General features: G+C 67.8%; 22 protein-coding genes. 6 read left to right on the top strand and 16 right to left on the bottom strand.

Going from position 1 to position 24,919, the window contains the following annotated elements; all coding sequences use genetic code 11:
• Positions 1 to 149: 149 nt before the first annotated feature.
• Both VMT40_RS26755 and VMT40_RS26760 read right to left on the bottom strand, forming a co-directional pair.
• Complete coding sequence (locus VMT40_RS26755) at positions 150 to 1,061, bottom strand: hypothetical protein (RefSeq protein WP_326361539.1); 912 nt, start codon at positions 1,059 to 1,061, stop codon at positions 150 to 152.
• 4 nt (positions 1,062 to 1,065) lie between these two features.
• The gene (locus VMT40_RS26760) at positions 1,066 to 2,112 is read right to left on the bottom strand and encodes a 3-oxoacyl-ACP synthase III family protein (RefSeq protein ID WP_326361540.1); all 1,047 of its coding nucleotides are present in this window, start codon (positions 2,110 to 2,112) and stop codon (positions 1,066 to 1,068) included.
• 372 nt (positions 2,113 to 2,484) lie between these two features.
• On the opposite strand from VMT40_RS26760, the gene VMT40_RS26765 reads away from it, so the two are divergent.
• The 4 genes from VMT40_RS26765 (at position 2,485) to VMT40_RS26780 (ending at position 7,455) form a co-directional block, all read left to right on the top strand.
• Positions 2,485 to 4,152 carry a fatty acid CoA ligase family protein gene (locus tag VMT40_RS26765; RefSeq protein WP_326361541.1) on the top strand — a complete coding sequence of 556 codons (1,668 nt, stop codon included), beginning with the start codon at positions 2,485 to 2,487 and terminating at the stop codon, positions 4,150 to 4,152.
• A gap of 79 nt (positions 4,153 to 4,231) precedes the next feature.
• Complete coding sequence (locus VMT40_RS26770) at positions 4,232 to 5,266, top strand: NAD-dependent epimerase/dehydratase family protein (protein ID WP_326361542.1); 1,035 nt, start codon at positions 4,232 to 4,234, stop codon at positions 5,264 to 5,266.
• 96 nt (positions 5,267 to 5,362) lie between these two features.
• Positions 5,363 to 6,193 (top strand): alpha/beta fold hydrolase, encoded by an 831-nt coding sequence (locus tag VMT40_RS26775; protein ID WP_326361543.1) that lies wholly within the window; start codon positions 5,363 to 5,365, stop codon positions 6,191 to 6,193.
• Between the two features lie 236 nt (positions 6,194 to 6,429).
• Entirely contained in the window at positions 6,430 to 7,455 is a 1,026-nt protein-coding gene (locus tag VMT40_RS26780) for an esterase/lipase family protein (RefSeq protein ID WP_326361544.1), read from the top strand.
• Between the two features lies 1 nt (position 7,456).
• Here the strand turns inward: VMT40_RS26780 and VMT40_RS26785 are convergent, their stop codons facing one another.
• Positions 7,457 to 8,401: a helix-turn-helix transcriptional regulator gene (locus VMT40_RS26785; protein ID WP_326361545.1), complete on the bottom strand. Its 945-nt coding sequence runs from the start codon at positions 8,399 to 8,401 to the stop codon at positions 7,457 to 7,459.
• A gap of 62 nt (positions 8,402 to 8,463) precedes the next feature.
• Between VMT40_RS26785 and VMT40_RS26790 the strand changes: the two genes are divergently transcribed.
• The gene (locus VMT40_RS26790) at positions 8,464 to 9,612 is read left to right on the top strand and encodes an epoxide hydrolase family protein (RefSeq protein WP_326361546.1); all 1,149 of its coding nucleotides are present in this window, start codon (positions 8,464 to 8,466) and stop codon (positions 9,610 to 9,612) included.
• Positions 9,613 to 9,615: 3 nt separating this feature from the next.
• On the opposite strand, the gene VMT40_RS26795 is transcribed toward VMT40_RS26790, so the two are convergent.
• The 9 genes from VMT40_RS26795 to VMT40_RS26835 all read right to left on the bottom strand — a co-directional run bounded on the left by VMT40_RS26795 (position 9,616) and on the right by VMT40_RS26835 (position 19,715).
• Positions 9,616 to 10,488: an LLM class flavin-dependent oxidoreductase gene (locus VMT40_RS26795; RefSeq protein WP_326361547.1), complete on the bottom strand. Its 873-nt coding sequence runs from the start codon at positions 10,486 to 10,488 to the stop codon at positions 9,616 to 9,618.
• Positions 10,489 to 10,534: 46 nt separating this feature from the next.
• Positions 10,535 to 10,843, bottom strand: a complete 309-nt coding sequence (ppnP, locus tag VMT40_RS26800) for a pyrimidine/purine nucleoside phosphorylase (RefSeq protein ID WP_326361548.1) — start codon at positions 10,841 to 10,843, stop codon at positions 10,535 to 10,537.
• Positions 10,844 to 10,952: 109 nt separating this feature from the next.
• Entirely contained in the window at positions 10,953 to 11,294 is a 342-nt protein-coding gene (locus tag VMT40_RS26805) for a ribbon-helix-helix protein, CopG family (RefSeq protein WP_326361549.1), read from the bottom strand.
• Positions 11,291 to 11,575, bottom strand: a complete 285-nt coding sequence (locus VMT40_RS26810; RefSeq protein WP_326361550.1) for a hypothetical protein — start codon at positions 11,573 to 11,575, stop codon at positions 11,291 to 11,293. Before VMT40_RS26810 ends, VMT40_RS26805 begins: the two co-directional genes overlap by 4 nt.
• Before the next feature lie 100 nt (positions 11,576 to 11,675).
• Positions 11,676 to 14,042, bottom strand: a complete 2,367-nt coding sequence (locus VMT40_RS26815) for a RelA/SpoT family protein (RefSeq protein WP_326307950.1) — start codon at positions 14,040 to 14,042, stop codon at positions 11,676 to 11,678.
• Positions 14,043 to 14,193: 151 nt separating this feature from the next.
• Positions 14,194 to 15,792 carry an ABC-F family ATP-binding cassette domain-containing protein gene (locus VMT40_RS26820; protein WP_326361551.1) on the bottom strand — a complete coding sequence of 533 codons (1,599 nt, stop codon included), beginning with the start codon at positions 15,790 to 15,792 and terminating at the stop codon, positions 14,194 to 14,196.
• Between the two features lie 161 nt (positions 15,793 to 15,953).
• Positions 15,954 to 17,147, bottom strand: a complete 1,194-nt coding sequence (locus VMT40_RS26825; protein ID WP_326361552.1) for an MFS transporter — start codon at positions 17,145 to 17,147, stop codon at positions 15,954 to 15,956.
• Positions 17,148 to 17,212: 65 nt separating this feature from the next.
• Entirely contained in the window at positions 17,213 to 17,692 is a 480-nt protein-coding gene (locus tag VMT40_RS26830; RefSeq protein ID WP_326361553.1) for an RrF2 family transcriptional regulator, read from the bottom strand.
• Between the two features lie 43 nt (positions 17,693 to 17,735).
• On the bottom strand, positions 17,736 to 19,715 hold the full coding sequence (locus VMT40_RS26835; protein ID WP_326361554.1) for a peptidoglycan DD-metalloendopeptidase family protein: 1,980 nt from the start codon (positions 19,713 to 19,715) through the stop codon (positions 17,736 to 17,738).
• A 135-nt stretch (positions 19,716 to 19,850) separates the two neighbouring features.
• Between VMT40_RS26835 and VMT40_RS26840 the strand changes: the two genes are divergently transcribed.
• Positions 19,851 to 20,138 carry a hypothetical protein gene (locus VMT40_RS26840; protein ID WP_326307955.1) on the top strand — a complete coding sequence of 96 codons (288 nt, stop codon included), beginning with the start codon at positions 19,851 to 19,853 and terminating at the stop codon, positions 20,136 to 20,138.
• Here VMT40_RS26840 and VMT40_RS26845 read toward each other — a convergent pair.
• The 4 genes from VMT40_RS26845 to secF are packed head-to-tail and all read right to left on the bottom strand — an operon-like array spanning position 20,135 to position 24,917.
• On the bottom strand, positions 20,135 to 21,316 hold the full coding sequence (locus VMT40_RS26845; RefSeq protein WP_326361555.1) for a PucR family transcriptional regulator: 1,182 nt from the start codon (positions 21,314 to 21,316) through the stop codon (positions 20,135 to 20,137). The genes VMT40_RS26840 and VMT40_RS26845 overlap by 4 nt on opposite strands.
• A 48-nt stretch (positions 21,317 to 21,364) precedes the next feature.
• Positions 21,365 to 21,937 (bottom strand): adenine phosphoribosyltransferase, encoded by a 573-nt coding sequence (locus VMT40_RS26850; RefSeq protein ID WP_326361556.1) that lies wholly within the window; start codon positions 21,935 to 21,937, stop codon positions 21,365 to 21,367.
• 37 nt (positions 21,938 to 21,974) lie between these two features.
• The gene (locus VMT40_RS26855) at positions 21,975 to 23,693 is read right to left on the bottom strand and encodes an ABC transporter substrate-binding protein (RefSeq protein WP_326361557.1); all 1,719 of its coding nucleotides are present in this window, start codon (positions 23,691 to 23,693) and stop codon (positions 21,975 to 21,977) included.
• Between the two features lie 15 nt (positions 23,694 to 23,708).
• Positions 23,709 to 24,917 (bottom strand): protein translocase subunit SecF, encoded by a 1,209-nt coding sequence (gene secF, locus VMT40_RS26860; protein WP_326361558.1) that lies wholly within the window; start codon positions 24,915 to 24,917, stop codon positions 23,709 to 23,711.
• Positions 24,918 to 24,919: the final 2 nt, after the last annotated feature.

Raw genomic sequence — 24,919 nt, forward strand, 5'->3', positions numbered from 1 at the left:
GGAGCGGCATCATTGCAGCGAGGGCGCGTCTCGCGCCCAGGATCAGCCGGGGCACAACGGTTTCCGATGATCACCGGCGGGCCGACACTGCCCGCCGGTCCGAGGTCACCGGATGAATTCAACTGTCAAATAGTGTATTTCACATTTGCCTAGGATGCCGACTCAGCGGCGACCAGCGCCCGCGGCCGGTACACCAGCGCCGCCGCCGAGTTCTCGTCCGCGGCCAGGAACACCACCGAGCGCGCCTCGTCGAGCATGCCCTGGGTGGCGGCGTTCAGATAGGCGTGCACGGGTCCGGCCGAGTACGGGTCGCCCACGAACGGATCGATGCCCGCGACCGCCGACGAGGGAATACCCAGGTGGTAGGCCACCCGCTCCCGGAAACCGGGAATCGGCGCGGGGGCCAGCAGCACCGCGCTGCCCGTGGCGAAGTCGCCGCTCTCCAGCCCTTCACCGGCCAGGCACTCGCGCAGCGCCTCCTGCGCCAAGGCCAGCGGATCACCGACGGCGGTGTTCACGGTGAGCGCGTTGCGCCCGTCGGTGCCCGCGGCCTCCAGGTTGGCCCACGCGGTCGGCGTCGCCCCCGCGGCCTCGCTGGTGTAGATGCGTCCGAATCCGCCCGCGCTCTGCGAGGAGTGCAGCAGTATGGCCGCGCCGCTGGCGGTGTACGGGAAGTCCGCGCGCCCGCGCTCGGTCGACGGGTGGGTGTCACCGGCGACGATCAGCGCGTATTCCACATCCCCGAGCCCGGTGAAGCATTGGGCGGTCATGAGCGCGTGCACGACACCGGTGCCGCCGTTGAGCAGGTCGAACGAGAAGGCGGGCACCCGCCCGGTCTCGTACTCCAGACCCACTTCCAGGCGCTTCTGAATCAGCGCGGCCACCGCGGGTTCGGCGATATTGCTGTCCCGGAAGACACCCGCGTTGACGACCAGCCCGACCCGGTCGGGCGAGATCTCCGCCGCTTGGAGGGCCTGCCGCCCGGCCCGCGACGCCAGCTCGAAGTAGCTGCCGGTGTCGGCGTCGGTGCACACCGCCGCCGAAATGATTGCCGTGCTCATATATTCAGGCCTCCAGCCGAGAGATGGTCGCGGCGAGATGCCCGGAGACCACTCCGGACGCCTCGGGGATCAGCAGCACCTTGGACCCGCGCGGAATCTTCTGCTGCGCCAGGTGTTCCCGCAGCACCAGGAAGTGCGAGGTGGAGGCGGTATTGCCGAACTCGTCGTAGACATTGAGCGCCTGCGGCATCGGGGTGTCGAAGTGCCGCTCGGTGAGCGAGCTGATGTATTCGATGGCCGGACCGCTGAACTGGTGGTGGATCCAGTAGTCGTACTTCTCGCTCTCCCAGGCCCGCCCGGTCTCCTTCAGGAAGTCGGCCATGCGCGAAATGCCTTGCAGGAAGCGCGATTCGCTGGCGAGAGCGCGATTGTCGGTGTACATCGCGATGCCGGTGGTCTTGTCGCTGGGCTGCCCGATGCAGTGCTCGGCGCCCGCCGAGGTGGTCATGAGCTCGATGTAGTGGATCTCGTCGTCGTCATTGCCCCGGTCGTCGATCACCACCGCCACCGCCGCGTCGCCCACGGTCAGCGCCGCGAACTGCGGATCGTAGGGCTTGGAGATCTCGCGGGTGGCGGTCTCGGCGATCGGGGTGATCTGCTCACCGCTGACCACCAGCCCATTGCGCACCACACCGGACTTGATCATGCGGTCGAGCACCAGGCAGCCGGTGATCATGCCCGCGCAGGCATTGGACAGATCGAAGTGCAGCGCGTTGGTCGCGCCGATCACATTGCCCAGCTGCGCGGCGAACGACGGCGCGTAGCAGAACTGGCCGGGCCCGGTGAAGCGCGTGATCGACACCGAGATGATCACATCCAGATCGGATGCGTAGTAACCGGATTTCTCCAGGCAGTCCTCGATCGCCTTGCGCGCCAGCACGAACGACGATTCGTAATTCTCCGGATCGGCATTGTGGACGCGCCGATTCTTGATTCCGGTAATTCGCTCCAGGTCCAATGCCCTGGGTACGGAAAGGGCGTTGATCACGTCTTCCGTGGAGCGGATGGTACTGGGTGTGTACGCACCGATCGATTCGAAACGTGTACGCATGTGGCCCCCTTACTCTGCCAGATACAGCGATATCCCATTAGCCCCGATGCCGAGTGAAACGCTACCGTACGCACGAGTAGCCAAAGTTCCAGTGACCGACGCGAATCACCGTGCACACAGCCATATTTCGTGACGAATCCGCTGGAAGACACCGGTGAGCAGCACCGTTCACGATCCCGGTCGGGCGCACCCCCTAGGGGTGAATAGGGGTCGGCCGAGAACTCGTGTCGGTACCCGGCGACACACTAAACCCGTTGTATATCAAGCGAATACGGAGCGCCACCGGTGGCGGTTCACCGGCACCCCGTGTAGCCTCGCCAATACATTCCTCGCATTCCTCGACAATTCACTGGGGGAAGTGTGTCGCATTCCTTGCCCACCATTTATTGGCGCGCTCTCGATCGTTTCCGCGATATCGTCGCCGCCCATCCCGAACGGGAGGCGGTGATCTATGCCGACGGCAAAAACCGTGCGGGCCTGCCCGAATACCGGCAACTGACCTACGCCGAACTCGACGCGTGGTCGGACACCATCGCCGAGAAGTTCGCCGCGGCCGGGGTGGCCCGCGGCGTGCGCACCATCGTGCTGGTGCGGCCGGGGCCGGAGCTGTACGCGGTGCTGTACGGGCTGTTCAAGATCGGCGCGGTGCCGGTCGTGATCGATCCCGGCATGGGCATGTTCAAGATGCTGCGCTGCCTGCAGGCCGCCGACGCGGAGGCCTTCGTCGGCGTCGCCGAGGCGCAGGCGCTGCGCATCGTCTTCCGCGCCTACTTCCGCAAGGTGCGCGTCGCCGTCACCGTCGGCCGCTCGTGGTGGCAGGGCCCGACCCTCGAAAGCTGGGGCCGCACACCGGCGTCCACGCTGCCCGAACGCGAGCCCGCACCCGACGACGAGCCCCTGCTCATCGCCTACACCACCGGCAGCACCGGACCCGCCAAGGCGGTGGTGCTCACCCACGGCAATCTCAGCGCCATGGTCGATCAGGTCGACGCCGCGCGCGAGCACGTCGCGCCGGGCACCTCGCTGATCACCGCGCCGGTCGCCGGAATCCTGGAGTTGCTGCTCGGATCCCGCTGCGTGCTACCGCCTTTGATCCCGTCGAAGGTCGGCGCGACCGATCCGGCGCACGTGGTGGACGCGGTGCGGCGCTTCGGCGTGCGCACCATGTTCGCCTCCCCCGCGGTGCTGATCCCGCTGCTGCGCCACATCGAGGAGACCGGCGCGGCCCTCGACAGCATCCAGAGCATCTACTCCGGCGGCGCGCCCGTCCCGGACTGGTGCATTGCCGCCCTGCGACAGGTGCTGCCCGAGGACGCGAAGGTGTACTCCGGGTACGGGGCCACCGAGGCGCTGCCCATGGCCACCATCGAATCCCGGGAACTGCTGGGCGATTTGGTGGAGCAGGCCCACCACGGGCAGGGCGTGTGCGTCGGGCGACCGGCCCTGCATGTGCGGGCGCGCATTATCGCCATCACCGACGATCCGCTGCCGGAGTGGTCGGACGTCGAGGCGCGGGCGGCGGAGCTGGCGGTCTCGCGCGGCATCGGTGAGCTGGTGGTGTCCGGCCCGAATGTCAGCACCCGGTATTTCTGGCCCCAGGCCGCCAACAAGGTCGGCAAGATCGCCGACGGCGAGGTGATCTGGCACCGCACCGGCGACCTCGCCTGGATCGACGACGAGGGCCGAATCCGGTTCTGCGGCCGCAAGAGTCAGCGTCTGGACACCGCGAGCGGTCCCATGTTCACCGTGCAGGTGGAACAGATCTTCAATACCGTCGAAGGCGTGGCCCGGACCGCGCTGGTAGGTGTCGGCGAGCGCGGTGAACAGCAACCGGTGCTGTGCGTGGAACTCGCCGACGGTGCCGACAAGGACACGGTCGAACGCGAATTGCGTGGCCGCCGTGACGAATACGAGATCACCAAGCCGGTCACGGAGTTCCTGTTCCACCCCAAGTTCCCGGTCGACATCCGCCACAACGCCAAGATCGGCCGCGAGAAGCTGACGGTCTGGGCGACCAAGCAGCTGGGTGGAAAGTCATGAAGAGCCTCGCGGTCGTGGCGGTCGTCGTCCGGATGGTCGTCGACGAGCTGGCCAGCCGATTCGGAAAGGCACCCACCTCATGAAGGTTTTGGTGACGGGAGCCTCGGGCTTCCTGGGCGGCGCTTTGGTGCGCCGCCTGGTCCGCGACACCGACCACGAGGTCTCGATTCTGGTGCGCCGCACCAGCAATCTGCGCGATCTGGCCCCGGTCCTGGACCGGGTGCACCGCGTGGTCGGCGATCTGAGCGATCCGGAATCCCTGGAGCGGGCGGTGGCGGGCGTGGACGTCGTGTTCCACAGTGCCGCCCGCGTCGACGAGCGCGGCACCCGCGCGGCGTTCTGGGCCGAGAACACCACGGCCACCGCGCGTTTGCTGGCCGCCGCCCAGGCCGGTGGCGCACGCAGATTCGTGTTCATCTCGAGTCCGAGCGCGCTCATGGACCGTGATGGCGGCGATCAAATCGATATCGACGAGTCGGTTCCGTATCCGAGCCGCTACCTCAACCACTACTGCGAGACCAAGGCCGCGGCCGAACGCCTGGTACTGAAGGCGAATTCGCCGGAGTTCACCACCTGCGCACTGCGACCGCGCGCCATCTGGGGTGCGGGCGATCGTTCGGGGCCGATCGTGCGGCTGCTGGAGCGGGCGGCCGCGGGCACGCTGCCGGATCTGTCGTTCGGGCGCGAGGTGTATGCCTCGCTGTGCCACGTCGACAATATCGTCGAGGCCTCGATCCTCGCCGCCGCCAGCGAAAACGTCGGCGGCAAGCCGTATTTCATCGCCGATGCCGAGCAGACGAACGTCTGGCGGTTCCTCGGCGACGTGGCCGAGGATCTGGGCTACGCGCGACCCAGCCGCAAGCTGGATCCCCGCCTGGTCACCCTCGTCGTCGAGATCATCGAAAACCTCCGGCGGATACCGGCTCTCGCGACCCGCTGGACCCCGCCGCTGTCGCGCTACTCGGTGGCGGTCATGACCCGCACCGGCACCTACGACACCTCGGCCGCCACCCGCGATTTCGGATACCGGCCCGTTATGGACCGCGAAACCGGCATGGCCGAATTGAAATCGTGGATTCGCGAAGGCGGGGTGATCGCCGGATCCACGCACTGACCGGCCTTCGGGCGCTCTCCTCGAAACTTGTGTTACGCGCGGTACCGGCTAGCATGGGCACCAGTACAGCACCGCACTCAATGAGGAGAGCGCCCGATGCCGGAGTTCGACCACCACGGCGTAGCCGTGGCATACGACCATGCCGGGTCGGGCGACCCGATCCTGTTCCTGCACAATATCGGCGGCGATCGCCGCATCTGGGAGCACCAGACCCGGGCGCTGGCGGCCACCAACAGCGTGTACGCGATCGACCTGTTCGGATATGGCGACTCCGATTCGCCCGCCGACGGATACACCGTCGAGAACTACGTGCGCATGGTCTCGGCCTTCATCGACGCGCACGGACTCACCAACGTGACCATGGTCGGCAACTGCTTCGGCAGCGCGCTCTCACTGCTGTACGCGCGCCGCGCGCCGCACAATGTGCGCGCGCTGGTGCTGTGCAGCCCGCTCACCGCCAATACCCTGCGCCCCACCCCCACCGGCTGGACCGCCCGCGCGGCCGCCACTATCCCGCTCGACTCGATCGCGGGCGCGATCCGGCTTCCGGGCCTGGTCGCGAATCTCGTGGTCCGCGAGCAGCTCGGCCCGCGCGGCCGCGGCATGGGCAAGTCCTCCTTCGCAGGCCTGCGGCACCGCTGGGCCGAACCCCGCCGCCTGCTGCCGCCCGCCGCCATCGCACGCGATCTCCCGGCGCTGGGCGTGCTCGACGACTTCCGCCCGGGCCCGGGCTTCCCGCCGATCACCACCATCTGGGGTGCCAAGAACCGCATCCTGTCTGCGGCCGCCGGTGCGCGGCTGAACGAGACCCTGCGCCCGGCGCGGGCCATCGAACTGCCCGATTGCGGTCACCTGGTGATGCTGGAGGAACCCGAAACCGTCACCGCCGCAATCCGTTCCGCTACCCGGACCGCCCTGGCGGGGTAGGTTTTCCGGGCAACAATATCGACCGTTCGACACTGGCGAACGGTGCAAACGTCTGGTTAACAGTTCTTGTCGAACGCTGTCGTCTCGACGAGAAATTCCCGTTGCCGACCGGGGTATTTACTACTTCCATACGGAACTAGTCCCCTGCTGGATGATTATCGCCACGACAAAAATGAGTCGAATCAGTTCTAGCGTCTTCCTCGCTCGCAGTTTTCGTTCCGAGGAAGAAGCAGGACATGAAGCACACCCCGCGTTCGCTGGCCACCGCCGCCTTCGTCATCGCCACCGCGGCGATCACCATCGGCCTGAATTCCCCGCTGGCCGTGGCGGATCCGCCGGACGGCTCGCACTCCTCCGATACCGTCGGCTACGGTCCGGAGCTCACCGACGAGGCGGCCGCGGTCGCCTACGGCCTGGCCAATCCCGACGTCGCGCCGCAGGGCACCGACGACTGGTCCTGCAAACCCGATTCCGCCCATCCCCGCCCGATCGTGCTGGTCCACGGCACCTGGGCCAGCGCCTACAGCGCGTACGCGTACATGGGTCCGGAGCTGGCCAAGGCGGGCTACTGCGTCTTCACCTTCAACTACGGCCGCGCGGACACCGCGGGCGCGGGCCTGGTCCAGCCGACCATCGGGGCCACCGGGTACATCGAGGATTCCGCCGCGCAACTGGCCGCCTTCGTCGACCGCGTGCTCGCCACCACCGGTGCGGCACAGGTGGATACGATCGGGCATTCCCAGGGCGGTGTGGTGATTCGGCAATATCTGAAATTCAATGGTGGCGCGGACCCGAGTAATCCGGCCAACAACAAAGTGAGCCATGTGATCACCTACGGTGCCACCAATCACGGCACCACCTTGAGCGGATTGGGAAATCTCCTCGGCGTTTTCAAGGGTGCCGCGGGACTGGATCTCAACAATCCCACCGAAACCATGATCGGCCACGCGGGAATTCAGCAATTGGTCGGCTCACCGGTGCTGACGCGTCTCAACGACGGCGGCGACACCCTGCCCGGCATCGACTACACCATCGTGGCCACCCAGTACGACGAAGTGTCCACGCCGTTTTCGGCCACCTACCTCACGGCGGGGCCCGGTGCGACGGTCCACGACGTCCTGCTCCAGGACGGCTGCGCCCTCGACACCTCCGACCACAACTCGATGGTGTTCTCCCCGCGCGCGGTCTCCCTGGCCCTGCACGCCATCGACCCGGACGCGCACCCGGCGCTGGCCTGCACGCTCAATCCCTGGGTGCTCTGAATCAGCTCACAGCCCGCCCGAATATCGCGCTCAACTCCCGCAGGCGGGCGGTGAGCTCCGGTGGCTCGATCACGCTGAACTCGAAGCCGAAACGCGCCAGATAGAAGGCGATCGCGTCGAGGTCATGGGCACCGGTATGGAGCACACAGGTTTTCGAGTCCACGGCCTCGAGCACGCCGACGCTGGGTGCGATTCGTTCGGCCGCCTGTTCCGCGGAAGCCCGCAGGGTGATGCGGGCCCGGTAGGTGTAGGGCGCGGAGGTCACGCCGTGCGAGACCTGATCGACCGCGTCGGGTGCCTCGCGCGGCGTGAAGCGCGGGCCGGTGGGGATGCGCGGGGTGAGCCGGTCCACCCGGTAGGTGCGCCAATCCTCGCGGTCCACATCCCAGCCGGTCAGGTACCAGCGGCGGCCGGTGTGCACGAGACGATGCGGTTCGGTTGTGCGACGGGAGGTTTCGCCAGCATGGGTCTCGTAATCGAAGCGCAGGCACTCACGATCACGGATGGCGGCGGCGATGGCGGTCAGCGTGTCCGGATCGACGCGGGGACCACCCTCCGGCACAGCCACGGTCGCCTCCTGCAAGGCGGCCGTGCGATGCCGCAACCGGGAAGGAAGCACTTGTTCGAGCTTCGCCAGCGCCCGCAACGAACTCTCCTCGATCCCCGCGATGGTCCCGCCCGCCGCCGTGCGCAGCCCCATCGCCACCGCGATCGCCTCATCGTCGTCGAGCAGCAGCGGCGGCAACTTCGCGCCCGCGCCCAGCCGGTACCCGGCCGCCCCGGCGACGGCGTGCACGGGATACCCGAGCGTCCGCAGCTTGTCGATATCGCGGCGCACCGTCCGCACATCGACCTCGAGTTGCGCGGCCAGTTCCGCGCCCGTCCACTCGCGCGGGGTCTGCAAGAGCGACAGCAGCCGCAGCAGCCGCGCCGAGGTTTCCAACATTCCTCGAGAATGCCAGAAAGCTAGGGCAATACCTGTCCTAACCGGCTCATACAGTGGTTCTCATGAGCGACGAGATCACTCCCTTCCGCATCGACATCCCGCAGTCCCAGCTCGACGACCTGCGGTCCCGCCTCGCGGCGGCCCGCCTCCCCGCACCGCTGCCCGGCGACGACTGGGATACCGGTGTCCCGGTGCACTGGCTGCGCGAGCTGGTCGACTACTGGCGCGACGGCTACGACTGGCGGGCCGCCGAGGCCGAACTCAACCGCCATCCCCAATTCGTGACCGAGATCGAGGGTCAGCGCATCCACTTCCTGCACATCCGCTCCGCGGAACCCGACGCCGTGCCGCTGCTGCTCACCCACGGCTGGCCCGGTTCGATTGTCGAATTCCTCGGCCTCATCGGGCCTTTGACCGATCCCGCCGCGCATGGCGGCAACCCGGCCGACGCCTTCCACCTCGTCATCCCGTCTCTCCCCGGCTTCGGATTCTCCGGACCGGTGAGCGACACCGGCTGGACCCGCGCCCGCGTCGGCCGGGTGTGGGCCGAGCTCATGAACCGCCTGGGCTACGAGCGCTACGGCGTGCAGGGCGGTGACATCGGCGGCGCGGTCAGCCCGGAAGTGGCTCGCCACGCACCGGATCACGTGATCGGCGTGCATGTGAACGGTGGCCCGAATCTCCCGCCGCCGTCCGCGGCCGACGACTACGACCAGCTCACCGAGCTCGAACAGGATCGCCTCCGCCGCATCCAGGCGTTCATGCGCGAGGAGTTCGGTTACATCTCCATCCAGTCCACCCGCCCGCAGGCCCTCGCCTACGGGCTGGTCGACTCCCCCGTCGGCCAGCTCGCCTGGATCATGGACAAGTTCCGCGAATGGACCCACCCGCGAAACGTGGTGCCCGACAAGATCATCGACCGGGACACCCTGCTCACCAATGTGATGATGTACTGGCTCACCGGCACCGCCGGGTCGGCCGCCTACGTCGGCTACGCGCAGCCCGGCGAATGGGGTGCGACACCGGCCAATTCGGGTGTCCCGACCGGCGTCATCGCCTTTGCCCACGACGTCTGCATCCGGCGGTACTGCGAGCCCTCGAACACCATCACCCGCTGGGTGGACGTGGACCGCGGCGGCCACTTCGCGGCGCTGGAAGAACCCGAGATCCTGGTCGGGGACATCCGAGAGTTCTTCCGCGACTTGCGGTGAGCGTCAGGGCACCAGCGGCCTGACCTGCTCGGCGACGAACCGGACGAACCCTGCCGGGTCCGGTTCGTCGGCGGTGGGCTGAAGGATCACGCTGGTGGCCCCGGCCTCCGCCCACCGGATCACCGTGTCGGCGATGGCCCGGGCGTCCCCGGCGACACCGATGTCGGGAATGTGGTCGCGGGCCTGCTCGCGCAGGTCGGCGGCCACCCGGTCGGCGGCGTCGGGTCCGGTCGCGGCGAGCAGGTAGACGACGATCGGGAAGGGCCGCGCCGCAGCGGTTTCGGGGCGGGCGGCGTGCAGGATCTCGGCGGCGGAGCGGATTCCGGCGGCGGAGGTGGAGTTGGTCAGAATGACGCCGTCGGCCGATTCACCCACCAGCCGAAGGGTTTTCGGTCCGGTGGCGGCGGCCAGGATGGGCGGGGCGGCGGCCGGTGGCCAGTCGAGGGCGACATCGTCGAGCTGAATGTAGCGGCCCTTGGCGGTAATTCGCTGCCCGTCGAGCAGTCCCCGCAGGGCGTCGAGGTATTCGCGCAGCAGCGTCAGCGGCGAGGCGACCCGCGCCCCCACCTGCCCCATCCACTCCTGAACCCCGTGCCCCACACCGTAAATTCCACGCCCCGGGAACATCCGTTCCAGGCTCGCCAGCTCCATCGCGGTAATGGCGACGTTGCGCAGCGGCACCGGCAGCACCCCGATGCCGATCTTCACGTGCTCGCTCCACGCCAGCGCCGCCGCGGCCGTGGACACCCCACCCTCGAGAAAGCAGTCCTCCCAGAGCCATAGCTCCTCGAGGCCCGAAACATCGGCGGCCCGAACGACTTCCGAAAGCAGTTCGGGCGGATTCTGTGGACGAAAGACAGCACCCAGCGTGGTCATACCCCATCCCTACCAGAATCCGCCCGGCCGCGAATCAGGACTCGGCTCAGCCGAAGTGGCACACGTAGTGAACCGGCTCGATGACCTCGATGACAAAGCTCGAATTCCCCGGCACCGAGAACGACTCCCCGCCCTTGTACGCGGTCGCCTCCGACTCGCCCGCCAGCGTCACATTGCACGCCCCCTCGAGCAGCTCCATGATCTCCGGCGCCCCCGTGTTGAAGGTCAGCGTGGCCGGAAGAATGACACCCACCGACTTGCTGGTCCCATCGGCCAACTCGATGCTGTGGCTGACGCACTTCCCATCGAAGTAGACATTGGCGCGCTTGGTGACGGTGACATTCTCGAACTTCATGCCGTGATCGTACCGGCGACCTCCGGGCAACCCGTCAGTCGGGCAGGGCGTTCAGCGCCTTCGCCGCCAACACCTGCTCCCGCTCGATGATCGGCACCGCGCGTGCGGATCAGGCGGCGGGCGGCAGTCCAGCGATGGCGCGCCTGAGGTCGGCCAGGGAGATCTTGCGGTCGGCGTCGGTCTCGGCCAAGCCCTCGTTGATCCAGCCACGGATCAGCGCCGATCGGTCCACGCCCCGCGCCTCGCAGATCGCCTGGATGGCTTCGCGCTGACTGAGAGTGAGCCGTATGGTTGTCACCACCAACTGCTCTTCCACGGGTTCGGTGACCGGCGGTAGCTCGGGGACGGGTGCACTGTCGTCGATGACCAGTTCACCGGCCTCGAATGCGTCGGCCAGCGCCATGGCCTCCGACAGGTCCCGAGCGTCGTCGTAGTCGCTGCGTTCTGTCATCGCTGGCTCTCCCATTCCTCGAAATCAGCAATGTCCTGCGGGTTCGTCATCGGTTTCGCGCCGATGATCTGCCAGTTCAGTCCGCCCATCGCTCGCAAAGCGATGATGATCGGCTTTCCGGCCTTGGTGCGTGCCCACACCTGCAAAACACGTAGTCCGTCCTTGCTGGTGCTCATGCGCGGCCACCGCCTCTGGCTGTCCAACGCTTCGATGATCTCTGCGTGGGTGAGACCGGCCTGGGTCAGGCGTGCAGCCAGCCAGGGCAACCATTCATAGGGCACACGAACGAGAATACAGTGGTAATACGTCCTGGTCGAGCCCTTTGCGGTGGCCGATTGGAAGGCGGGGTCTTCGTTGAATCCCGGCTGCCGACCGAAGGATTCAGGCGGCGGAGGTCACGCGGTAGACGTCGTAGACGCCTTCCACATTGCGGACCACGTTGAGCAGGTGGCCCAGGTGCTTGGGGTCGCCCATTTCGAAGGTGAACTTGGAGATGGCGACTCGGTCACCGGAGGTGGTGACCGCCGCGGAGAGGATGTTGACCTTTTCGTCGGCCAGCACCTTGGTCACGTCCGAGAGCAGGCGGGTGCGGTCGAGGGCCTCGATCTGGATGGCGACCAGGAAGACCGACGACGGGGACGGGGCCCACTTGACCTCGATGATGCGTTCGGGTTCGGAGCGCAGCGAGTCGGCGTTGGTGCAGTCGGTGCGGTGGACGCTGACCGCGCCGCCGCGTGTCACGAATCCCATGATCTCGTCGCCGGGCACCGGGGTGCAGCACTTGGCCAGCTTGGAGACGGTGCCGGGCGCGCCCGGAATCTCCACGCCCGCATCGCCGGTGGTGCGCTGACGCGAGGGAACTGTGGAAGGCGTTGAGCGCTCGGCCAATTCGTTCTCGACGTCGCTGACGCCGCCGAGCTGGGCCATGAGCCGCTGCACCACGTGGTGCGCGGACACCTGGTTCTCACCGACGGCCGCGTACAGCGCGGAGATGTCGGTGTAGTGCAGTTCGTGCGCGAGCGCGCTCATGGCGTCCACGCTCATCAGCCGCTGCAGCGGCAGGCCCGAGCGCCGGACCTCCTTGCTGATCGCGTCCTTGCCCGCCTCGAGGGCCTCCTCGCGACGCTCCTTGGCGAACCACTGGCGAATCTTCGCCTTGGCGCGCGGGGACACCACGAAGTTCTGCCAGTCGCGCGAGGGTCCGGCGTTCTGCGCCTTGGAGGTGAAGATCTCGACGACCTCACCGTTTTCCAGCTGGCGTTCCAGCGCGACGAGTCGACCGTTGACGCGCGCGCCGATGCAGCGGTGCCCGACCTCGGTGTGCACGGCGTAGGCGAAGTCGACCGGGGTGGACTTCTGCGGCAGCGTGATCACATCGCCCTTGGGCGTGAACACGAAGATCTCCGGCGACTTCAGGTCGAAGCGCAGCGACTCCAAGAATTCGGCCGGGTCCGCGGCCTCCCGCTGCCAGTCGAGGAGTTGACGCATCCACGCCATGTCGTCGACTTCGGTGGAGTCGTTGGAGTGCTTGCCCTTGGTTTCCTTGTACCGCCAGTGCGCGGCAATGCCGAACTCGGCGGTCCGGTGCATGTCCTGGGTGCGGATCTGCACTTCCAGGGGCTTGCCGTCGGGTCCGACCACGGTGGTGTGCAGGGACTGGTAGACGCCGTAGCGCGGCTGGGCGATGTAGTCCTTGAACCGTCCGGCCATGGGCTGCCACAGCGAGTGCACGACACCGACGGCCGCGTAGCAGTCGCGCACCTCGTCGCAGAGGATGCGGATGCCGACCAGGTCGTGGATGTCGTCGAAGTCCTTACCCTTGACGATCATCTTCTGATAGATCGACCAGTAGTGCTTGGGTCGGCCTTCGACGACCGCGTTGATTCGGCTGGCGGCAAGGGTATTGACGATCTCGGCGCGCACCTTGGCCAAATACGTGTCACGCGATGGCGCGCGGTCGGCGACCAACCGCACGATCTCGTCGTATTTCTTGGGGTGCAGGATCGCGAACGCGAGGTCCTCCAGCTCCCATTTCACCGTCGCCATGCCCAGCCGGTGGGCCAGCGGCGCGATCACCTCGAGGGTTTCGCGCGCCTTTTTGGCCTGCTTCTCCGGCGGCAGGAACCGCATGGTCCGCATATTGTGCAGCCGGTCGGCGACCTTGATCACCAGCACGCGCGGGTCGCGGGCCATGGCGATGATCATCTTGCGAATGGTCTCGGCCTCGGCGGCCGCGCCCAGATTCACCTTGTCCAGCTTGGTCACGCCGTCGACCAGGTGCGCGACCTCGGTGCCGAACTCGGCGGTCAGCTCGTCGAGCGAGTACCCGGTGTCCTCGACGGTGTCGTGCAGCAGCGCGGCCACCAGCGTGGTGGTGTCCATGCCCAGCTCGGCGAGGATGTTCGCGACGGCCAGCGGGTGGGTGATGTACGGGTCGCCGGACTTGCGGAACTGGTGCTGGTGCTTCTCGTCGGCGACGTCGAAAGCCCGTTGCAGCAGAGCGAGATTCGCCTTCGGGTACAGCTCGCGGTGCACGGTGGCAAGGGGCTCGAGCACCGGTTTGACGGCGGCGATGCCGCGCTGCCCGGTCATGCGACGGGCCAGGCGCGCGCGGACGCGACGGGAGGCGGAGGTGGGAACGGCGGTGGTATTGCGAGCAGCGGTGCCGGACTGTCCATTGGCCGCTGGGGTGGCGGACTCGCCGTCGGGCGTTTGCCCCGAGTTCGCCTTCTCCAGATGCTGTGTCATGCCACCTCCGCTCGCGGCCTCGATCGGAAAACCATATCGGACCGTTCAACCACCCAGATCATCCACTTTAGTCCTGGAATCCGATACCGACCGGGACAGCAGACGCCGCCGACGGGTACAGCCCCGGAGCATGGAACTGTACCCGGTCAGCTCACTGTTCACTGACAGACTCCACGAGCCCGGCCGGGGTCAGTTCCAGTCGGCGAGTCACGCCGATATCCGACAGGAACCGCGGGTCGTGGCTCACCACGATGAGCGCGCCCTGGAACGCCGCCAACGCCTCGGTGAGATGCGCGAGGCTCGGCAGGTCCAGGTTGTTGGTCGGCTCGTCGAGCAGCAGCAGTTTGGGAGCCGGTTCGGCCAGCAGCAGCATCGCCAATGCCGCCCGCAACCGCTCCCCGCCCGAGAGCGCTCCCGCGAGGACGTCCGCGTCGCCGCCCCGGAACAGAAAGCGCGCGAGTTGCGCCCGGATCCGTTCCGGTGCGGCGTGCGGCGCGGTGGCCGCGACATTCTCGAAGACGGACTTGTCCTCGTCGAAAATGTCCAGGCGCTGCGGCAGCATGCGCCACGGCACCTTGGGGCCCTCCTCCTGAATCCGGTGCAGCAGCGTGGTTTTGCCGATGCCATTGCGCCCGGTGAGCGCGATGCGTTCGGGCCCGCTGACTTTCAGCGTCACGGTCGGCCCGCACGCCAGCCGCGCCTCGCTGAGCTCGATCACGTCCTGGCCCGGGTACAGCCGGGTGTCGGGCAGATCGACCCGAATCTCGCGGTCGTCGCGCACCCGCTCCTGCATTTCGCTCAGATGATCCTTGGCCTCCTCGACCTTGCCGATGTGGTTGTTGCGCAGCTTGCCCGCCGACACCTGGGCTTGACGTTTGCGTTCGGCCATGACGATCTTGGGTTCGCGTTTCTGATCCCACATCTTCTGCCCGTACCGCAGCCGCCGGTCCAGCTTGATGCGCGCCTCGACGAGTTCGCGCGCCTGCTTCTTCACATCGCTGCGGGCGTCGCGGACCGCCGCGCGAGCGGCCTCCTGCTCGGCCTCGATGATCCGCTCGTACTCGCTGAAATTGCCGCCGAACAAACGGATCTCACCGCGCCGGAGTTCGGCGATGGTGTCGACGCGCTCCAGGAGCTCTCGGTCGTGGCTGATGGTCAGCACGGTGCCGGGGAACTGGCCGATCACCTCGTAGAGACGCTCGCGCGCCACCTGGTCGAGGTTGTTGGTCGGTTCGTCCAGCAGCAGCACATCCGGCTCACGCAAGAGCTCGGCCACCAGACCGAGCAGCACCGTCTCACCGCCGGACAGCGTGTCCAACCGGCGATCCAGCTGCGCGATATCGCCTGCGACGTACTGCAATCCGAGCCGCCCGAGCAGCGCCACCGCGCGTTCCTCGATATCCCAGGCACTGCCCACGAGATCGAAGTCGGCCTCGGTGCCGTCCCCGGATTCGATGCGGTGCAGGGCCTTTCGGATCTCGGCCAGCCCGAGCACCTGATCGACCCGCTGCCCGGTGGCCAGTCCGAGGTCCTGACGCAGATACCCGAACCGCTCCGGCAGGCTCACCGAACCGCGTTGTGCGCGCAGTTCCCCGGTGATCAGCCGGAACAGTGTCGATTTTCCCGCGCCATTGCTGCCGACCAGGCCCACATGACCCGGTCCGAGCTGAGCGTCGAATCCGTCGAACACCGGCGTGCCGTCGGGCCACGCGAAGGTGAGATCGGAAATAGAAATAACAGGCATAGACATGCGGACCTCCCGAAGATGAGCGAATGCGGCGCGCGATGGCGGGCCACTCGGCGTTCATCTCAGAAGAGCAACGGCATGTCTCCGATCAGACGGGAATAGAACTCAGCTACGGTAACCGAGATCAACGGGTCAGCGCAACAAGGTATTTCGTGAGCCGGGTCTCAGCGGGCGGTCAGCCGCAGATAGCCCAGGCCGATCACGGCCACGGCCGCTGCCAGACCGTACATCGCCGCCACACCGTGCCCGATGGTGATGCCGCCCAGCAGCGTCCCCGCGCCGATGCCGAAGTAGATGCACGACGCGTTCAGTGCCACGACCAGGCCGGATTCCTGGGGAGCCGCCGCGATCAGCCGGTGCTGCTGTGCGGGCGTCTGACACCAGCTCGCCGCACCCCACGCGAAGGCGAGAAGGCCGACCAGTGCGGGGATGTGCGTCTCGCTGGCGGCGAGCACCCCCATCACGGCGAGTGCGGCGGCCATCAGCGCGTAGCCGACGGTCAGCACCCGCGTGGCACCCCATCGGTCGGTGGCGTACCCGGAGGACAGGTTCCCCGCGACCGCGCCCGCGCCGTAGAGCATCAGCACCCACGCGGTCGAGGATGCGCCGATTCCCAGGGCCCCCAACGCCGGAACGGCGTACGCGTAGGCGACGTACGCCGCACCCATGCCGAGCACGGTCAGCGGCAGCACCGTCGCCACCGAGCGGTTGCGCAGCACCGAGAGTCGAGTCACCAAGGGCACGTACGGATTCCCCGGCAACGCCGGGACCCAGGCGGCCACACCGGCGGCCGCGATCACGCACACGATCGCGACGCCGGTCAGCGCGGAGCGCCAGCCCAGCCAGTGTCCGAGCAGATCGCCCAGCGGCACGCCGAGCGCGGTCGCGATGGTCAGCCCGCCGACCACGACGGCCAGCGCCCGCGCCCGCTTCTCGGGTTCCACCAGGGCCGAGGCCACCGCGCCCGCGTTCGGAGTGAACGCCGCCGCCCCGAGCGCCGCCAGAATCCGCGTGGCCAGCAGGATCGCGAACGTCGGCGCGAGCGCCGACCCGAGATTCGCCAGCGCCAGCACCAGCAGCGCCGACACCAGCAGTGTGCGCCGCGGCAGTCGCGCCGTCAGCGTCGCCAGCACCGGTGAGCCCAGCGCGTAGGCCGCGGCGAACACCGTCACCGCGAGTCCGGCCGTCGCCGTCGAAACCCGCAGCGCCCCGGCCAGATCCGGCAGGAACCCGGCGAGGATGAACGAGTCGGTACCGACCGCGAAGGTCCCCAGCGCCAGAATCAGCGTGCGCCGCAAGCTATTCGACACACCTGCTTCGGATGCGGACACCCGGGCAATAACCGGGATACTGGACATCCCGAATCTCCTTCCAGAAAAACCCGGCCTGAGGCCGGGTCAGTTTTCGCGAACCGCGCGACCGCTCAGCCGGTCGCCTTTTCGTAGAAACGACGGGTGTAGACCGCCGCATTGTCGTGGGCCCCCGCCATCAGATCGGCGACGGTCTGGCTCGCCAGCTCGCGCCGCCACGCCAGCTCCGCCCGTCCCATGGCCTGCGCGACACCGCACGTCCTGCCGAACTCCGATTTCGCCCGCGTCGCCCCCGCCCCCCGGCGGCGAATCTCGGTGCACCGGAACGCATCCGTGCGCCCCTCGACGGCGGCCACCACATCCATGAGCGTGATCCGCTCGGGTGCGCGGCCCAGCCGGTAGCCGCCGCGCGCGCCCGGCGTGGATTCCAGGATTCCCTCCCGGACCAGCGGCTGTAGCCGCTTCTTGAGGTATTCCGGCGGCAGTTCGAAGATCTCGGCCAGCCGGGCGGTGGCGATCGGCGCGTGGTCGTCGAGCCAGGCCAGCGCGATACAGCAGTGCAGTCCCCACTCGACGCCCTCACCGATTACCATGAAAGGGGATAGTACATGTCCCGATTAGCCGAGCCAACCCCGATCACTTCGAGATACGCCGCGCTTTCATGCCATTCGACAGCGGCACCTCGGCGACCTTGCCGCCGGATTCGGCATGCAGCATGCGCCCGGCACCGGTGTAGACGCCGACATCGGAGGGGCCGCGCGGACCGAAGGAACCGAACACGAGATCACCCGCCTTGGCATTGATCAGCGGGACATCGACGCCCTGCTCCCACTGCTGCTCGGCCGTGCGCGGCAGGCTGATCTTGCCGCCGCTGGCCGCGAACACCGCCGCCGCGGTGAACCCCGCCTGGTCGAATCCGCCGTCGGTCGGCCCGCCCGGCCCGCCGCCGCCGAAAACGTATGGCGTGCCGAGCCATTGCTGCCCCGCCGCCACGATCTGCGGTCCCAGGTCGGCGTTCTCATCGGCCTGGAACCGCCCCTCACTGCCGATGCTGCGGAATCCCGGCTCGGCGGCCAGAATCCGCGCCACATACGGTCGCGTCTCGGTGAAATGCCGCGCGATCTGATTGGGCATGCCGCCCGAGGCCAGCACCGCGCCCTCACCCGCGTTGTAGGCCGCGATGGTGAGGGCGGTCAGGTCGCCGGAGACCTTGCCCTCGCTCATCCAGCCCTCGATGGTCTTGGCGATCGCGCACATGTAGCGGCCCTGGCCGATAATGGCGTCGGCGGGTTCCAGGGCGCTGGCCACGCCGTCGCCGTCCGCGTCGATGACGTAGGGCTGTCCGTCGGGGGCAAGCGCTTTGGCGGTGCCGGGCATGAACTGGGCGATGCCCTGCGCGCCGTCGGGCGAGACCGCGTCGGCGCGGAAACCGGATTCGGCCTGTGCCTGGGCGGCCAGCAGCGAGGCGCTGATCTCCGGGCACAGCGATCCGGCCCGGCGGTACCAGATCTCGAGTTCGGGTGGCACCTTGCCGGAGGCGAGATTGCCGCCCGCCGTGCCGAATCCGTTCTCGCAGTAGGGAGTCGAGGGTGCGGGGACGCTGCCGCCCGCGAGCCAGGGCATGGGGTCGACCTGATGCCCACCCGTCAACCGACCGCCCGGCACGAGCTCGAAATGCAAATGCGGGCCGGAGGATTCGCCATTGTTGCCGACGTCGGCGATATGCTGCCCCATCTGGACGATGTCCCCGGTCCGCACGAATATGCCGTTCTCGTACATGTGGCCGTACACGGTCGAGTACCGGTGGCCGCTCTCGTCCAGCGAATCGATCACCACCCAATCACCGAAGCCGGACGCCGCCCCCGCCGCGACCACGAGCCCATCGGCAGCGGCATAAATGGGCGTCCCCGCCGGGGCAGCCATATCGACACCCATGTGCGTGCCGCCGCGTGCCCCGAATCCGTCGGTGATCGTGAATTGGCTTGGCGAGATCGGATATTGGTGCCGCCCCGCCCCCGTCAGACTGCCCGCCTCGTTCACCGTCCCCGGCATGGCCGCCATCGACGCGTTCGCGGGCCCCGCCTCCGTCGAGGTGGTCGCCGCGTCCTTGATGGTGACCTGCACCCGATCCAGGTGATTGCGCGCCGCGTCCCCCCGATCGTCCAGGGGCTTCCATTCGGTCCCACTGGCGGCGCCGGGAGTCCAGCTGCGCTGCTTCCAGATCAGATAGTCCACCCGGAACGCCGCCGCGTTCTCCTGCAGGAAGGACACGATCGCATCCCCCTTGCCGGAATCCGACCCGACAATGAATTCCACGGCCCGCCCGGCCTTCAGATCCGGCGACGACACGTCATCGACGACCCCGCGCATGTCCATCATCCCGAAATGCGCGACCGTGCAGCGCAGCACCCGCAGCGCCCCGTCCTGCAAACCCGCCTCGACCGGTGATCCGGTGGACGGACAGTTGGGTTCGGTGCGCGCCGAGGTGGCGGCGGGAATGCTGGGTGTGCCCGGCCCGCAACTGGTCTCGGTGGCGGGCAGGATGATGACGAGCACCAGCGTCATCAGGCCGAGGATGAGGCCGACCGCCCCGCCGACAATGGTCTTGGGCTTCACGCCCGAACGCTCCCGGCCGACGCGGTGATCACCCGGACATCATGCCATGGCCGACACGCGGTTTCAGGGATCCGCACACGCCGGGCGGAAACTAGCCGACAGTTTCAACTACCCGGGAGCGGGCACCCCTCCGTTATGCCGTACGTGGCCCGCAACGAAGTCCACGCCGCTCGCATCATCAGCGGCGTCGGCGCGCTGTTCGCCCTCATCGAGGGCGTGTACATCCTGATGCTGATCCTCAACGCGGATCAGTCGAACAAGTTCTTCATCTTTATCAAGGGATTGGCGGAACCGCTGGCGCTGTTCTTCCCGGGGTTGTTCCACACCGGCAGCCCGAACTTCGACATCATCCTCGATTACGGCCTGGCCGCGGTCTTCTGGCTGATCGTGACCGGCTTCATCGCCCGCGTCATTGTTCGCTAGGGCGACTCGGCGGCGGACAGATCGAACGCGGTGAGCGCCGCGGCGAACAGCGGCGTGTGTTCGGAGCGGCCGGGGTCGTACCCGGTCAGGGCGGCGATCCGATTCAGGCGATAGTTCAGCGTATTGCGGTGCACGACCAGGGACTCCGCGGCGGCGACGCGATTGTGGTCGTGGGCGAGGTAGGCCCGCAGCGCTTCCATCAGATGCTGATGCTCGGCGAGCGGCGCGAGCAGGCCGAGCAACCAGGCGCGGGCGGGTCCGGGCCGGGCGAACTGGTATTGCAGGGCCAGGTCGGCCATGCGATACACACCGGTCGGTCGGCCCAGCCCGAGTGCGAGCCGGGCGATCTCCCCCGCTTCCTCAGCGCGCGCCGGAATCTCCGAAACCGTTGCCGCCGTGGCGGTTCCCGCGATGACGCGGCTGGACGCCGCGGCCGCGATCCGCGCCACCGTGGCATCCAGGCGGCCGACCGGTTCACTCACCGGCACCAACACCCAGCCCCCCGCTCGGTCCAGCACCGTCAGCGCGTGCGGCGACAGCGCGTCGATCTCGCCGTGGATCACCCGCATGGCGGGCCTGACCCCGTCCGCCTCGGCGGTCCGCAACGCCACTACGTGGTACCCGCCGAGCACGATCCCGAAGCGCTCGGCCAGCAGCTCCGCGGGTTTGCCCTGCAACAGCGCCTGCGCCAGCGCGCGTTTCGCCTCGCGATGCTCCCAGTGCAGGTCCTGCCGCTCGTGCAGATACGACCCGGCCACGCCCGGAATCACGACGCCCAGATACCGCAGGAGCTGCGGCACGGCCCGCAAGAGCTCGTCGCGCTCCCGGCCCGTGCGCGCCCGCGCCGCCAGGAAATTCCAGGCCGCCAGCGCGCCCTGGTGATACACCGACAGCACGGCGTCGAGCGGAATCCCCTCGCGCGCCCGGCGCACCGCGACCTCGATCATCCCGTCCAGGTCGGCGGCCTGTGGTTCGCGGCCCTCGGCGAGCAGGCGCACGAACAGCCGCAGATTGTCCTCGGCCCGGCGAATCAGGTCCTGCTCGACCAGCTCCCGTGGCAGCTGCTCGTAGTCGGGCACGCTGCGCACGACGGCGGCCACCATCTCGCGGGCGGCCTCGGGCACGTGCCCGGCCAGGAAGTCGGTCACGGACGTCGGATCCTCGGGTGCGGCACTCACCCGGCCATTGTGACCTAGCTAGCACCCACCCCTGTCATTCGAACAAGCTCAGAGCTTGACGATGGACGTCACCGGGTAGTTGCCCTGCCGTCCACGGCCTTCCAGGAAGCCGAGTTCGAGCACGACCGCCGCGGCGACCACCTCGGCTCCGGCGGCGGTGAACAGTTCGGCCGCGGCGGCCAGGGTGCCGCCGGTGGCGAGGACGTCATCGAGCAACAGCACCTTGCGTCCGGCGAGGTTGATGCCGTCCGCGGGGATTTCCAATGCCGCCGAACCGTATTCGAGGGTGTACTGGCGAGAGTGCACCGGCGGCGGCAGCTTGCCCGCCTTGCGCACCGCCACCACACCGGTCCCGAGAATCGCCGCGGTACCCGCGCCCAGCAGGAAGCCGCGCGCATCGACGCCCGCCACCAGATCCGCGTCCGGCGCGCACGAGGCGAAGCAGTCCAGCACCGCCCGGAATCCGTCGGCGTCCGCGAACACCGGTGTCAGATCGGCGAATCGCACGCCCGGCGTCGGGAAATCATCGTGCCAGCGGGTCAGCCGCCGCACCGCTTCCTCGGCCTTCGCGGCCCGTTCTCCCGCCACTTCCGCCGTCTCCAACATCTCGTGCTTGCTCATCGACGCCCACTCCTCATCCACCACGCCACCACGGCGTTCACCGTTTCAAAACCCAGCGATCCATATTCCAGCCCGCGCCCGCGCGGGTCGGGCTGGCGATCCCGTTCTCCATGCCGTCGCCGAACGCGATGGTGCGCGGACTGGCGAACAGCGGAATCGAGGGCATCTCACCCCAGAGCAGGTTCTCCTGCTCGGTGAGCAGATTCAGCACGGTGGTCGAGTTGTCCTCGGCCGCAAGCTGATCCGCGATGGCATCGTAGCGGCCATTGCCCCAGCGGCCGTAATTCAGACCCGCGCCGGTGCGCAGCGCGGCAATGGCGTCGGTGGCTGCCAGGGTTCCGGACGGTCCGGGCATGCCAGCGGTGCCGCCCAGAATCGCGTCCACCTTGCCGTCGGTGAGCTGCGAGGCGGTGAAATCCGGTGCACCGGCGTCGACCACGGTGATCCCCGCCGACTTGCACGCGTCCGCGATGGCCGACACCATGGCCGCCCGCCGCTCATCGGGCTTCACGTACCCGATCCGGACCGTCTGATTCCCGATCCCGGACGACGCCGCCGCCTGCGAGGCCGTCGCGTCCCCGCCCTTGTACTTGTCCCCCGCGCCCGCGATGGCCGGGTAGTACAGCGAATCCTGTTGCACGGTCCGCGAATTCAGCACGCCCGCGCCCAGCCCGAGCTTGACGTCGTACTCCGGGTGCCCGAACTTGTCGAACAGCGCCTGCCGCGGCACGCACAGCGCGAACGCCTTGCGCGCGTCCGGCAGCCCGAACACCCCGGTGCCGCCGAGCACCAGCTGCTCGACGCCGCGGCCGGGCAGATTCTGCTTGTGGAATCCGCCCAGGCCCACCTCACCCAGCGAGCCCGCGCCCACGTCCAGCACGCCGACGGAGTTGTCCGACACCTTCGACTTGAGGTCGGAATGCCGGTCCCACACCACGATTCGCGGCGTCTTGGGCTGATTGCCCCACCACTTCTCGTTCTTGACCAGCACCAGGCCGTCCTTGTCGCTGAACGAGTCGACCCGGTACGGCCCCGAGGAGGGCAGCAGCGTCAGATCCAGCTTGCCGGGCGTCAGCTTCCAGCCGTTGTTCCAGAAGTCCGCGATCCGCTCCAGCGTGGGCTGATCACCGGTCTGCACCGGGGTCACCACGTTGGGGATCTTCACCTGACTGGCGACCACGTGCGCGGGCATCATCTCCGAGGCGTTGAACAGCGCCTTCCACGACGAATAGTGCTTGCCCGGCCGGAACACCACCGTGGCGTCCTTGGATCCGGGCTGGCAGTCCACCCGCTCGATATCGCGGTACCCGTCGGTGCTGGCCGCGTCGAACAGCGGAACCGGCCCGCCCGGACCGGCCTTGGTGAACCGGCCGCTGCGCGCCGCCCAGGTCAGCACCAGATCGTCACAGGAGGTCTGGATCCCGTCGGAGTAGGTGCCCTCCGGGTTGAGTCGGTACTGGATGGTCTGCGCGTCGCCGGGCACCTCCTTGGCGGTGCCGACATCGGTGTCGGCCACCGGCTGCCCGTCGGGCCCGGTGTAGAAGAACCCGGTCAGCACCCGCGAGAACACCGCGGCCGCACCGCTGTTCGCGCCGAGCGTGCTGCTGCCGTTGTAGCTCGCGATGACCGCGTCCACGCCGTAGCCGATGGAGGGTACCTGGTTTTTCGACGAGCATCCGGCAAGTGCGCCAGTGGCGAGCGAACCCGCCACCAGCGCAATGGCGATCCGGCGTACTCCTCTATGGTCGTGCTTCACCGTCGCCCCCCGCGCTCAGTGCCGTCGCTTCTGTCGTTTCCCACTCGGCCGGGCACCGGGGCGCGGCGCGCCCGAGCTCGAACGCGGACCGACGGTCTCGAAGCCTCGGGCCGCGGAACCCGCCCGCGCGGCCGCCGCCGCACCGACGCGCGCCTTGCCCGCACCCGACCGCTTGGCCAGCACCTTCTTGGTGTGCGCGGCCACCGGACCCCAGCGCTCCTTGATCGACACCAGAATCGGCACGGCGAAGAAGATCGACGAGTAGCCACCCACGATCATGCCGACCAGCTGCACCAGCGCCAGGTCCTTGAGCGTGCCCACACCCAGCAGCCACACCGCGATCACCAGCATGCCGATGATCGGCAGAATGCCGATGACGGTGGTGTTGATGGACCGCATCAGCGTCTGATTGGCGGCCAGATTCGCCCTCTCGGCGTAGGTGTGCTTGCTCAGATGCAGCACCCCGCGCGTGTTCTCCTCGACCTTGTCGAAGACGACCACGTTGTCGTAGAGCACATAGCCCAGAATCGTGAGCAGACCGATGACCGCCGCGGGCGTCACCTCGAAACCGACCAGCGAGTAGATACCCGCGGTCACGATGAGGTTGAAGAACAGCGAGCCGATGGCCGCGATCGACATATCGCGCTCGAAGCGAATCGCGATGTAGGCCATGGTCAGCACGACGAACACCACCAGCGCCAGCAACGCCTTGTGCGTCACCTGGCTACCCCAGGTCTCACTGATCTGAGCGATGCTGATGGCATTGCGGCTGGGCTGGCCGCTCGAATCCTTCGGATGGAAGGCGTCGAACAGCGCGCTCTGCAGCTTGTCGGCCTGGTCGGTCGACAACGAGTCCGACCGGACCTGAATGGTGGCCGAGGAACCCGAGCCCACCTTCTGCGTGGTCACCGGGTCGTGGCCGATCACGGTCCGGTAGACCTCGTCCACCTTCGAGGTGGTGACGTCCGCGGCGGCGGGCAGCTGGATACGGGAACCGCCCGCGAAGTCGATGCCCAGGGTGAATCCCTTGAGCCCCATGCTCAGCGCGGCGATCGCGATGAGCACCACGGCGATGCCGTAGTACACCTTGCGCTTGCCGACGATCTCGAAACCGCCGGTGCCGGTGTACAACCGCTCGAACAGGCTGTGCTTCTTACCCGAAACCGTTGTCTCGTAATCGAGTTCGTTGTCGGGATCCACCGCGATGGGAGAGGACTTGGCCATGA

Source organism: Nocardia sp. CDC160 (genome assembly GCF_035818795.1).
In the GTDB taxonomy this organism is placed as follows: Bacteria; Actinomycetota; Actinomycetes; order Mycobacteriales; family Mycobacteriaceae; genus Nocardia.